This window comes from Pseudomonas sp. GL-RE-29 (assembly GCF_019947275.1).
In the GTDB taxonomy this organism is placed as follows: Bacteria; Pseudomonadota; Gammaproteobacteria; order Pseudomonadales; family Pseudomonadaceae; genus Aquipseudomonas; species Aquipseudomonas fluorescens_A.
This window is the reverse complement of sequence record NZ_JAGYGD010000006.1, coordinates 182315-193717: the sequence shown is the minus strand read 5'-3', so window position 1 is coordinate 193717 and position 11403 is coordinate 182315. Positions and strand designations below refer to the sequence as shown.

11 protein-coding genes are annotated in these 11403 nt (G+C 59.6%); 5 read left to right on the top strand and 6 right to left on the bottom strand.

Annotated elements, in window-relative coordinates; translation table 11 throughout:
- The 4 genes from KGB21_RS08040 to arfB form a co-directional block, all read left to right on the top strand.
- On the top strand, positions 1-300 hold a 300-nt coding region (locus KGB21_RS08040), incomplete at its 5' end, for a hypothetical protein (RefSeq protein ID WP_223504639.1).
- A 447-nt stretch (positions 301-747) separates the two neighbouring features.
- The gene (rluB, locus tag KGB21_RS08035; protein ID WP_034146231.1) at positions 748-1968 is read left to right on the top strand and encodes a 23S rRNA pseudouridine(2605) synthase RluB; all 1221 of its coding nucleotides are present in this window, start codon (positions 748-750) and stop codon (positions 1966-1968) included.
- An 860-nt stretch (positions 1969-2828) separates the two neighbouring features.
- A complete protein-coding gene (locus KGB21_RS08030) occupies positions 2829-4241 on the top strand; it encodes an amino acid permease (protein WP_223504637.1) in 1413 nt (470 codons plus the stop codon).
- Between the two features lie 213 nt (positions 4242-4454).
- A complete protein-coding gene (gene arfB, locus KGB21_RS08025; RefSeq protein WP_034146242.1) occupies positions 4455-4868 on the top strand; it encodes an alternative ribosome rescue aminoacyl-tRNA hydrolase ArfB in 414 nt (137 codons plus the stop codon).
- On the opposite strand, the gene KGB21_RS08020 is transcribed toward arfB, so the two are convergent.
- From KGB21_RS08020 to phhA, 6 genes are all read right to left on the bottom strand, one after another.
- Positions 4865-6064 (bottom strand): MFS transporter, encoded by a 1200-nt coding sequence (locus tag KGB21_RS08020; protein ID WP_223504635.1) that lies wholly within the window; start codon positions 6062-6064, stop codon positions 4865-4867. The genes arfB and KGB21_RS08020 overlap by 4 nt on opposite strands.
- Positions 6065-6167: 103 nt before the next feature.
- Positions 6168-6350: a hypothetical protein gene (locus KGB21_RS08015; RefSeq protein ID WP_034146244.1), complete on the bottom strand. Its 183-nt coding sequence runs from the start codon at positions 6348-6350 to the stop codon at positions 6168-6170.
- A gap of 74 nt (positions 6351-6424) precedes the next feature.
- Positions 6425-6556 carry a hypothetical protein gene (locus KGB21_RS29385; RefSeq protein WP_263386151.1) on the bottom strand — a complete coding sequence of 44 codons (132 nt, stop codon included), beginning with the start codon at positions 6554-6556 and terminating at the stop codon, positions 6425-6427.
- Between the two features lie 304 nt (positions 6557-6860).
- Positions 6861-8054, bottom strand: coding sequence for an amino acid aminotransferase (locus KGB21_RS08010; RefSeq protein WP_223504633.1), 1194 nt, complete (start codon positions 8052-8054; stop codon positions 6861-6863).
- The gene (locus KGB21_RS08005; protein ID WP_017337151.1) at positions 8054-8410 is read right to left on the bottom strand and encodes a 4a-hydroxytetrahydrobiopterin dehydratase; all 357 of its coding nucleotides are present in this window, start codon (positions 8408-8410) and stop codon (positions 8054-8056) included. Before KGB21_RS08005 ends, KGB21_RS08010 begins: the two co-directional genes overlap by 1 nt.
- A 104-nt stretch (positions 8411-8514) precedes the next feature.
- A complete protein-coding gene (gene phhA / locus KGB21_RS08000) occupies positions 8515-9306 on the bottom strand; it encodes a phenylalanine 4-monooxygenase (protein ID WP_034146246.1) in 792 nt (263 codons plus the stop codon).
- A 362-nt stretch (positions 9307-9668) separates the two neighbouring features.
- Here phhA and KGB21_RS07995 point away from each other — a divergent pair, with 362 nt between their 5' ends.
- Positions 9669-11228, top strand: a complete 1560-nt coding sequence (locus tag KGB21_RS07995) for a sigma-54-dependent transcriptional regulator (RefSeq protein ID WP_223504631.1) — start codon at positions 9669-9671, stop codon at positions 11226-11228.
- Positions 11229-11403 lie beyond the last annotated feature (175 nt).

Below are 11403 nucleotides of genomic sequence, written 5' to 3'. Positions count from 1 at the left end.
CTCAGATACACCGCATTGACCGCATCGTTAGCAAGCCAGCTCCTACAGAAGGCCTACAGCGTCCGCACCACCGATCAGCGGAAAACCAAGTATCGCTGGCAAGCCGAACGCCGCGAAGTGAAGACTGACCTGGATCCCGTAGGAGCCGGCTTGCTGGCGATCGCATCACCACGGTCCCGCAGATACACCGCGTTGACCGCATCGCTAGCAAGCCAGCTCCTACAGAAGGCCTACAGCGTCCGCACCACCGATCAGCGGAAATACCACGTATCTCCGGCAAGCCGAACGCCGCGAACGTGAAGACTGACCTGGATCCCGTAGGAGCCGGCTTGCTGGCGATCGCATCACCGCGGTCACTCAGATACACCGCGTTGACCGCATCGCTAGCAAGCCAGCTCCTACAGAAGGCCTACAGCGTCTGCACCACCGGTCGGCGGAAAACCAAGTATCGCCGGCAAGCCGAACGCCGCGAACGTGAAGACTAACCTGGATCCCGTAGGAGCCGGCTTGCTGGCGATCGCATCACCGCGGTCACTCAGATACACCGCGTTGACCGCATCGCTAGCAAGCCAGCTCCTACAGAAGGTCGGCACCCCCGCTATCACCGGCCGGCGGAAAAGCCAATAACCTTGCATTCATCAGCTAGTCTCTGATGCGCGAACGCCCGCATGAGCGTATGATTCGCGACCCTTCGGCGATCCCTTCGCCCAAGTACCCAGTTTTCAGAACACACCGGGAGGTGCCCAGATGAGTATCAAAGACCAGAAAGACGACCAGGAAATCGGCCCAGCAGGCGAAAAACTGCAGAAAGTCCTCGCCCGTATCGGCGTCGGCTCGCGCCGTGACGTGGAAGCCTGGATCAGTCACGGCCGCATCAAGGTCAACGGCAAAGACGCCACCCTTGGCCAGCGCGTCGACATGCACGACGCCATCACCATCGATGGCAAGGTGATCAAGCGCGAAGAGGCTGCCGAGTCGGTCCGCCGCGTGATCATGTACAACAAGCCCGATGGCGAGATTTGCACCCGTGTTGACCCGGAAGGTCGTCCGACCGTGTTCGACAAGATGCCGAAGCCGAAAGAAGGCCGCTGGATCAACATCGGTCGCCTCGACATCAACACCACCGGTCTGCTGATGTTCACCACCGACGGTGAGTTGGCCAACCGCCTGATGCACCCTTCCTACGAAATGGACCGTGAATACGCGGTACGTGTGCGTGGCGAAGTCGATGACGAGATGATCGAGCGCCTGAAGGCTGGTGTTGTCCTTGAAGACGGCCCGGCCAAGTTCACCGACATCAAGCAGGCACCGGGTGGCGAAGGTTTCAACCACTGGTACCACTGCGTGGTGATGGAAGGTCGCAACCGCGAAGTTCGTCGTCTGTGGGAATCCCAGGGCCTGGTGGTCAGCCGTCTGAAGCGCGTGCGTTTCGGTCCGGTGTTCTTGAACTCCGACCTGCCGATGGGCCGCTGGCGCGAAATGAGCCAGTACGAAGTCGACATCCTGAGTGCCGAGGTCGGCCTGACGCCGGTCGCGATGCCGCAGATGAACGCCAAGAGCAAAGACAAGCTTGACCGGATGCAGCGTAAATCGTCGCGGCCGATGGCCAAGACCGAGCGCGTGCGTACCCTGCGTCCAGCCGCTGCTGCGCCGGGTGCACCCGCTGCTCCACGTGCAAGCCGCGAGCCGCATATCGAAGGCGAGCGTCCAGGCCGCAAACCTGTTGCGCGTCAGGACGGTGAGCGCGGCCCGCGTACTCCGCGTCCGGCCAATGGACGTACCGAGCGTGGCGAAGGCCGCGGTACACCGGTAGCTGATCGCCCAGCCGACACCAAGCGCCCGGCCAAGCCTGCGCCGAAGCGTCCGGGGATCAAACTGGTCGAGGGTGACAAGCCGTCGGGCAAGCGCCGCGGCGCACCGGCCGGTTCGGGTCAGCGTCCAGGGTTTGGTCGTCGTAAGCCGGAGTAATCGGCTGAGCGCTTCATAAAAACGCCAACCTTCGGGTTGGCGTTTTTTTTGGTCTGGATTTATTTGTGTGTTGTTTTTTTAAGGTCTCTTCGCGGGCAAGCCCGCTCCCACAGGTTTATGGGTGTGCGCGAAATTTAGGGGCAGCCCAAATCACCGTGGGAGCGGGCTTGCCCGCGATGGCGTCAGCTCCTGCGCGACCCTCTTCGGGATGGAAATCCGGCGTTACGCGGTGTAAAGAAAACCTGACGAATTCCATGATTTTCTCCCGTGAAATCGTCATCTCCCTACTGCTGTAAGAAAATTCTTCCATGTCTAGGCTTTTCGAAAGCGTCCCACCGCTCTAACCCGCTTGTTTCCCCACCCCATGCAAGGTGTTATGCGCGCCATGCCTGTCGTGCAGGTGCATAACAAAAAGGAGGCGCAATGAACGCCGCAATCCATTTTCACCTCCCAACGTGGGGCGAGTTTTTCGTCGTCAGCGTCCATGGCCCGCAAAGGCCTGACTCCCTTTTTGCAGCCGCCCGAGCCACTCGGGGCGGACACAGGCAATCCCGGCAACCGACACGCTGATCCAGCGGGTCTGGCAGCAGGGGGTTAGCGGTGTACAATGCGCCGCGTTTTACCTGTGACCTCCTGCGCATCTGCGCAAACATCAAGGCTATCCGCCTTGTTCACTCCGCCGCGTCACGAGCGTGTCGGGTTCGATTTCGTCACAGATAAAAACAAACAGGTGACGCATGACCGTTGTAAATACGCTGAACTCCTGGTGCCTGCGCTGGGGTTTGATCGGTGCCGCTTAATGCCGTTTCCAAGCAGCAACGTCTACTGAACATCATCAAACCTTGCGTGAGACCCTTTTCATGAGTGGACAAAACTCGCATTCAGGCGAGCTGAAACGCGGCCTGAAAAATCGCCACATTCAATTGATCGCCCTCGGTGGCGCGATTGGTACCGGTTTGTTCCTCGGCTCGGCCGGGGTACTGAAATCCGCCGGCCCGTCGATGATCCTCGGCTACGCCATTTGCGGCTTCATTGCCTTCATGATCATGCGCCAACTGGGCGAAATGATCGTCGAAGAGCCAGTGGCCGGTTCCTTCAGCCACTTCGCGCACAAATACTGGGGTGGTTTCGCCGGTTTCCTGTCGGGCTGGAACTGCTGGATTTTGTACATTCTGGTGGGCATGTCCGAGCTGACCGCAGTCGGCAAGTACATCCACTACTGGGCGCCGGACATCCCGACCTGGGCCAGCGCCGCTGCGTTCTTCGTGCTTATCAACGCGATCAACCTGGCCAACGTCAAAGTGTTTGGCGAAGCGGAGTTCTGGTTCGCGATCATCAAGGTCGTGGCGATTGTCGGGATGATTGGCCTGGGTAGCTACCTTCTGGTCAGCGGCAATGGCGGCCCGCAAGCGGCGGTCAGCAACCTGTGGTCCCACGGTGGCTTCTTCCCGAACGGTGTCAGCGGTCTGGTGATGGCCATGGCGATCATCATGTTCTCCTTCGGCGGCCTGGAAATGCTCGGTTTCACCGCAGCCGAAGCCGACAAGCCGAAAACCGTGATCCCGAAAGCCATCAACCAGGTGATCTACCGGATCCTGATTTTCTACATCGGCGCCCTGGTGATCCTGCTGTCGTTGACCCCATGGGACAGCCTGCTGACCACGTTGAACGCCTCCGGCGATTCCTACAGCGGCAGCCCGTTCGTGCAAGTGTTCTCGATGCTCGGCAGCAACACCGCCGCGCATATCCTTAACTTCGTGGTCCTGACGGCGGCGTTGTCGGTGTACAACAGCGGCACCTACTGCAACAGCCGTATGCTGCTGGGCATGGCCGAACAGGGTGATGCGCCGAAAGCGCTGGCGAAGATCGACAAGCGCGGCGTGCCGGTGCGTTCGATCCTGGCCTCGGCGGCCGTGACGTTGATCGCGGTGCTGCTGAACTACTTGATCCCGCAACACGCGCTGGAACTGTTGATGTCGCTGGTCGTGGCCACCCTGGTGATCAACTGGGCGATGATCAGCTTCTCGCACTTCAAGTTCCGCCAGCACATGAACAAGACCAAGCAGACGCCGCTGTTCAAGGCCCTGTGGTACCCCTACGGGAACTACGTTTGCCTGGCGTTCGTGGTGTTTATCCTTGGCGTGATGCTGTTGATTCCGGGGATCCAGATCTCGGTGTACGCGATTCCGGTGTGGGTCGTGTTCATGTGGGTTTGCTATGGCATCAAGAACAAGCGCAGTGCACAACGCGCCTTGCAGCCAGCAGTGGAATAACTTCACGCAGAATCAACAAACCCGGCCAAGTGCCGGGTTTGTCGTTTTACACACCACCCCCTGTAGGAGCTGCCGAAGGCTGCGATCTTTTGATCTTGATCTTAAAAAGCAAGATCAAAAGATCGCAGCCTTCGGCAGCTCCTACAGTTGTGAGTCCGTATTTAGGTCCATCATTCGCGGTATCCTGCACGCTCTGAATACGGACGCTTTTCCATGCTGGTGATTTCCAACAACGTGCATCTGCCGGATGCCGAGATCGAGTTGACTGCCATTCGCGCCCAGGGCGCCGGTGGGCAGAACGTCAACAAGGTTTCCAGCGCTGTGCACCTGCGCTTCGACATTCCGGCCTCGTCCTTGCCCGACTTCTACAAGGAACGGCTGCTGGCGCTGCGCGACAGCCGCATCACCAGCGAAGGCGTGCTGATCATCAAGGCCCAGCAGTATCGGACCCAGGAACAGAATCGTGCCGATGCGCTGGAACGTCTGACCGAGCTGATCCTCAGCGCCACCAAGGTCGAAAAGAAACGCCGCCCGACCAAACCGACGCTCGGCTCAAAGACCCGTCGACTCGAATCCAAAAGCAAACGCGGCAACATCAAGGCCGGGCGCGGCAAGGTGGATTTCTAACGGGTTTGCCTGGCTTCGCGGTGTTTCGGAGCCTGGCGGTAAAGGTAGATGCAGAGGATCAAGCTGCTGACGGCAGCCAGCGCGGCGAACAGGAAAATCGACGCAAAGCCAAAGCCTGATGCAACCGCTCCCGCCAATGGCCCGGTGATCCCCAGCGACAAATCAATGAACAGCGAATAGGCGCCAACCGCCGCGCCACGGCTCGAAGCCGGAACCAGATTGACCGCTTCAACGCCAAGCGCCGGAAACACCAGCGAGAAGCCGAACCCACTGAGCGCCGCACCCGCCAGCGCCCAATGCGCGTCCGGCGCCAGCCACAGCAGCAACAATCCCAGGGTTTCCACCGACAGGCAGGCGATCGCTACGCGAAAGCCGCCGAGGCGGTTGATCAGGTTGCCGAACAACAGCCGCGCACCAATGAAACTGGCGCCGAACAGGCTCAGGCATAACACGGCGTTGTCCCAGTGCTGGGTGGCGTAATACAGGGTGATGAAGGTGGCGATGGTGCCGAAACCGATGGAACCCAACGCCAGTCCGCAGCCGTGGGGCAGCACCCGCCCAAGCACGTGCATGAACGGCAAGCGCTCACCCACCACAATCGGCGCGGCGGTTTTCGGCCAGGCCAGCAGCAAACCTAAAGCGGCCAGCAGCACAATGCTGACGCCCATGCTCCACAAGCCCATCTGACTGACCAGCAGCACGCCCAGCGGCGCACCGACCGCCAGCGCGCCGTAACTGGCGATGCCGTTCCACGAGATGACCTTGGCAGTGTTCGCTGCACCAACCCGGCCGATGCCCCAGCCAATCGAGCCGGAGCCCACCAGGCTTTCCGCGCTGCCGAGCACCAGACGGCCGATCAACAAGCTGATCAGGCTCAGCATCGGCAGGCTTTGGGTCCAGGCCGAAATCAGCATGAACACACCGCTCAAGCCGCAACCGGCCAGGCCATACATCACCGCCAGTTTGCTGCCCTTGTTGTCGATGATTTTCCCGGCGTACGGGCGGCTGAGCAGGGTGGCGAGGTATTGCACGCTGATCACCAGTCCGGCGATCACCGCACCAAATCCGAGTTCGCTGTGGACGTAGCCCGGCAGCACCGCCAGGGGAATGCCGATATTCAGGTAGCCGATGAAGGTAAACAGAACGATGGAAACAACTTGCAGCGTGACCGCCAGGGGGCGCTGGTTTTCAGACATGGGTAAAGGTCCACGGGAAAGCAGGATAGATAGGCTGCTTATGATAACGGCGTGAACGCGGGTGGGTTGTGAAAAAGTAAAACTATTTGCCGGACGGAATCAGTCAGGGCTTGGCAGGGGCGACCAGTTGCGTGGTGACCAGAGCGGCCAACGCATTTTCTTCACTGCCAAAGCGCGCCAGTAAAGCGGCTTGTTTCTCGGGGGAGAGGCGGTTCCAGATCTCGATCATTTTCTCGGCGGTGCCGATCAGGACGCTGGCTTGTGTTTCTGTGAAGTCATCGGTCATGGGGCGGGCTCCCGGTTCAGGCGGTGTGGAAAGCGCATTTTAGCGCTTTCCACACGGTCTGTACGGCAGGTGTTTCAGTCTTCGCTGTCAGCCTGGCGGCTGTCAGGTGCTTCTTTGGGCTCGGGCTGTTGGGCGCCGGCTTGTTGCGTGGTCGTCTGCTCAGGTTCGTGCAGGCTTGGGAAGGGGAGATTAGGAATCTCGTGCATAGTCGCGCTCCTCGCTAAGTCTGTTGATAGATCTGGTAGATCCGCGCTTTTAAAAAAGCCTGGGCAGGATACAGCAGGAGAAATGACAAATAGACTTTTATATCCATTTGTTTCGACGGATGGGGTTGTATAGACAGGTTTGTTGCAGAAAAGCAAAGATCGCAGCCTGCGGCAGCTCCTACATGGGATCGGTGTTAATCCTGTAGGAGCTGCCGCAGGCTGCGGAGTGTCATTCGACGTTGATGTCGACTGATGAACCGCTATCGCGAGCAAGCTTGCTCCTACAGGGGAGTGGTGCTGCTGGTTATTTGCAGACTTCGGCAATCGCCTCGGCCAACAAATCCAGGCGCGTCGCGTCAATCCCCGCCACGTTTGCCCGGCCGGAGCTGACCATGTACACGCTGTGGTTGTCCCGCAGGTTTTTCACTTGCTCCGGCGTCAGCCCGGTGTAGGAAAACATTCCGCGTTGTACTCCAATATGCGCAAAACGCTCGCGCAAACCGTGAGGCTCCAGCGCTTCCACCAAACCGCTGCGCAGTTGGGCGATGCGCAGACGCATGGTTTCCACTTCATCGGCCCAAAGGCTTTTCAGCTCCGGGTCGCCGAGGATGGTTGCCACCACGGCGGCGCCGTGATCCGGTGGTGTCGACCACAGGTTACGGGCGATGTTGGCCAGTTGGCTGCGGATGTCGGTCAGCTTGTCGGCGCTTTTCGCGCAGACAATCAGCGCGCCGGTGCGGTCGCGGTAGAGGCCGAAGTTTTTCGAGCAGGAACTGGTGATCAATACTTCCGGCAACTCGGCGGCGAACAACCGGGTCGACCAGGCGTCCTGTTCCAGGCCATCGCCGAAGCCCTGGTAGGCGAAGTCGATCAGTGGCAAGAGTTCACGCTGACGCACCACGTCCAGTACCCGGCGCCAATCGTCGTGGGACAGATCGAAACCGGTCGGGTTGTGGCAGCAGGCGTGCAACAACACCACGTCGCCCTTGGGGGCTTCATTGAGCACCGCGAGCATCGCTTCGACGTCGAGGCGGTTGTCACTGCCCACGTACGGGTAGTGGCTGACCTTGACCTTGGCTGCCGCGAAAATGGTTTCGTGGATTGGCCAGGTCGGGTTGCTCAACCACACGCCACGGCCCGGCAGGCACTGGGCGATGAAGTCCGCGCTGAGGCGCAACGCGCCAGTGCCGCCCGGAGTCTGGGTGGCGCCTGCGCGTTGTTCGCTGATCAGCTTCGAGTCGGCGCCGAGCACCAGCTCACTGATGACCTTACCGAAAGCCGCGTCGCCATGACCGCCGATGTAGGTCTTGGTGGTCTGACGATCCACCAGTCGCGCCTCGGCGAGTTTCACCGCCTGGGGAATCGAAGTCAGCCCTTGGGCGTCTTTATAGACACCCACGCCGAGGTCGAATTTGCGCGGGTTCGGGTCCTGCGCATAGGCCTCCATCAGGCCGAGGATCGGGTCGCCGGGCACCCGGCCGATGGCGTCGAAATGCATTACTTGCGGCCCTCGGCGTCCTTGGCCACTTCGTCAGTGCGCGCGGCCATGATGAAGTCGTTGCGGTGCAGGCCCTTGATCGAGTGGCTCCACCAGGTCACGGTGACTTTGCCCCACTCGGTCAGCAGGCCTGGGTGGTGACCTTCGGCCTCGGAGATTTCACCGACGGCGTTGGTGAACGCCAGGGCGTGCTTGAAGTTTTTGAACAGGAAGACTTTTTCCAGCTGCATGATGCTGTCGCGAACTTCGATGTTCCAGTCCGGGATCTGCTTGATCAGTACCGGCAGCTCTTCGTCGCTGACTTGTGGAGCATCGGCGCGGCAGGCTTCGCAGTGGGCTTGGTTCAATGTGGACATGATGAATTCCTGAAATCGAATAAATGGAAATCGGCCGTCAGTGGCACCACGCTAAAGCAAAGCGATGGTTCCTGACAGACTCACTTGATCTTAAAAGTCGCGGATCACGCTGCTTTTGGTTTTGGCGGAAACTTGGGTGTGTGCAGACCCATCTGCATCGCTTGCTTGACCATGCCCATGATGTCTTCGTGGGCCAGGTCGAACAGGCGCTTGAGGTTCGGCAGCGCGAAATACAGGGGTTGCAGGATGTCGATGCGGTACGGCGTGCGCATGCATTCCAGCGGATCGAATGCTTGATGTTCAGGCTCATCCGACAGGCAATAAACGGTTTCTTTCGGTGAAGACAGAATGCCGCCGCCGTAGATGCGCTGGCCTTGCGGGGTATCGACCAAGCCGAACTCGATGGTCATCCAGTACAGGCGCGCCAGATACACGCGTTCTTCCTTGGAAGCCTGTAGGCCAAGTTTGCCGTAGGTGTGGGTAAATTCGGCGAACCAAGGGTTGGTCAGCAGCGGACAGTGGCCGAAGATCTCGTGGAAAATATCCGGCTCTTGCAGGTAATCCAGCTCTTCGCGGGTACGAATAAAGGTGGCTACTGGAAACTGCTTGCTGGCGAGCAATTCAAAAAAGGTCTGGAAGGGGATCAGCGCCGGCACGCGGGCGACCTGCCAACCGGTGGTTTCACCGAGGACCTTGTTGATCTCGCCCAGTTGCGGAATGCGGTCGTGGGGCAGACCGAGTTTTTCGATTCCGTCCAGGTACTCCTGGCACGCACGCCCTTCGATCACTTTCAGTTGGCGAGTGATCAGCGTGTTCCACACCGCGTGTTCTTCGGCGGGGTAGTCGATAAAACCTTGCGCATCGGGCTCGCGAGCCACGTATTGCGTCTGCTTCATGCTGCTCTCCTGCTAAGGGATTTCGTTCTTGTTATGTGCTGCTATGGACCTAGAAATAACCCAAGGATTGCAGTGTTGCAGCAAGCGGTACGCGCAACGCGTAGGAAAAATCCACGATATTCGTAAAGTTTTCGTTACGAATAGGCAGCCGTCGCGTAGTTGCTGAGATTTTCGGGTTTGAAAAGCGTTTCGACTGTCACATAATCTTGACGACTATCTGAGCGCCCCTACAGAAAAATGCTGGCCTGGGGCCTTTTGTAGGAGCCGGCTTGCTGGCGATAGCGTCCTTGAGGGTGTCATCGCCAGCAAGCCGGCTCCTACAGGTTCAATGCCACCCCTTTCATTCAGGTCCAGGCCTTTTTATGCGTATCAAAGTCCACTGCCAGAACCGCATCGGCATCCTGCGCGACATTCTCAACCTGCTGGTGGAGTACGGCATCAACGTCGCGCGCGGCGAGGTGGGCGGTGAGCATGGCAACGCGATTTACCTGCACTGTCCGAACCTGATCAACATTCAGTTCCAGGCGTTGCGTCCGAAATTCGAGGCGATTACCGGGGTCTTTGGCGTCAAGCGCGTAGGACTGATGCCCAGCGAGCGTCGGCATATGGAACTCAATGCCTTGCTCGGCGCCCTGGAGTTTCCGGTGCTGTCGATCGACATGGGTGGCTCCATTGTCGCGGCCAACCGCGCAGCGGCGCAGTTGCTGGGTGTGCGGGTCGATGAAGTGCCGGGGATTCCGTTGTCGCGATACGCCGAAGACTTCGACTTGCCGGAACTGGTCCGTGCCAACAAATCGCGGATCAACGGGCTGCGGGTCAAGGTCAAGGGCGACGTGTTTCTGGCCGATATCGCCCCTCTGCAATCGGAGCATGACGACAGCGAAGCCATGGCCGGCGCGGTGCTGACGCTGCATCGCGCCGACCGCGTGGGCGAGCGCATCTATAACGTACGCAAGCAGGAATTGCGCGGCTTCGACAGCATCTTTCAAAGCTCGAAAGTGATGGCGGCGGTGGTGCGTGAAGCACGGCGCATGGCCCCGCTGGATGCGCCGCTATTGATAGAAGGCGAAACCGGCACCGGTAAAGAGCTGTTGGCGCGAGCCTGCCATTTGGCCAGTCCGCGTGGGCAGTCGCCGTTGATGGCACTGAACTGCGCCGGTCTGCCGGAATCCATGGCCGAGACTGAGCTGTTCGGTTACGGCCCGGGTGCCTTCGAAGGGGCGCGTGCCGAAGGCAAGCTCGGGCTGTTGGAGCTGACGGCGGGCGGTACGCTGTTTCTAGATGGCGTCGGGGAAATGAGCCCGCGCTTGCAAGTGAAATTGCTGCGCTTCTTGCAGGACGGATGCTTCCGCCGTGTAGGCAGTGATGAAGAGGTTTATCTCGATGTGCGGGTGATCTGTGCGACCCAGGTTGATTTGTCCGAGCTGTGCGCCCGGGGCGAGTTTCGCCAGGACCTGTATCACCGCTTGAACGTGTTGTCGCTGCACATCCCGCCGCTGCGCGAATGCCTCGACGGTTTGACGCCGCTGGTGGAGCACTTCCTCGACCAGGCCAGTCGGCAGATCGGTTGCCCGCTGCCGAAACTTGCACCGGCGGCCATGGATCGGCTCAGTCATTACCACTGGCCGGGCAACGTGCGGCAGCTGGAGAACGTGCTGTTCCAGGCGGTTTCCTTGTGTGAGGGCGGGACGGTCAAGGCCGAGCACATTCGCTTGCCGGACTACGGCGTGCGTCAGCCGCTTGGCGATTTTTCGCTTGAGGGCGGGCTGGACGAGATTGTCGGGCGCTTCGAGAAAGCGGTGCTGGAGCGCTTGTACTCCGAGCATCCGAGCAGTCGGCAATTGGGTAAGCGGTTGGGGGTTTCGCATACGACCATTGCCAATAAGTTGCGCGATTATGAGGTGGGCAAGGACAGCACTTGACCCTGTGGTGAGGGAGCTTGCTCCCGCTCGGGCGCGAAGCGGCCGCAAAGAGAGCCTGCGCGATCTGCCAGTTGAAATTCGGTCAGCCATTTTGGGGCTGCTTTGCAGCCCAGCGGGAGCAAGCTCCCTCGCCACAGGTGTTTGTGTTGCTGCAACAGGTCAAGCCTTGCCACTT

Coding starts and splice junctions, on each gene's coding strand:
- rluB (WP_034146231.1), top strand. CDS start 748: ATGAGTATCAAAGACCAGAAAGACGACCAGGAAATCGGCCCAGCAGGC.
- KGB21_RS08030 (WP_223504637.1), top strand. CDS start 2,829: ATGAGTGGACAAAACTCGCATTCAGGCGAGCTGAAACGCGGCCTGAAA.
- arfB (WP_034146242.1), top strand. CDS start 4,455: ATGCTGGTGATTTCCAACAACGTGCATCTGCCGGATGCCGAGATCGAG.
- KGB21_RS08020 (WP_223504635.1), bottom strand. CDS start 6,064: ATGTCTGAAAACCAGCGCCCCCTGGCGGTCACGCTGCAAGTTGTTTCC.
- KGB21_RS08015 (WP_034146244.1), bottom strand. CDS start 6,350: ATGACCGATGACTTCACAGAAACACAAGCCAGCGTCCTGATCGGCACC.
- KGB21_RS29385 (WP_263386151.1), bottom strand. CDS start 6,556: ATGCACGAGATTCCTAATCTCCCCTTCCCAAGCCTGCACGAACCTGAG.
- KGB21_RS08010 (WP_223504633.1), bottom strand. CDS start 8,054: ATGCATTTCGACGCCATCGGCCGGGTGCCCGGCGACCCGATCCTCGGC.
- KGB21_RS08005 (WP_017337151.1), bottom strand. CDS start 8,410: ATGTCCACATTGAACCAAGCCCACTGCGAAGCCTGCCGCGCCGATGCT.
- phhA (WP_034146246.1), bottom strand. CDS start 9,306: ATGAAGCAGACGCAATACGTGGCTCGCGAGCCCGATGCGCAAGGTTTT.
- KGB21_RS07995 (WP_223504631.1), top strand. CDS start 9,669: ATGCGTATCAAAGTCCACTGCCAGAACCGCATCGGCATCCTGCGCGAC.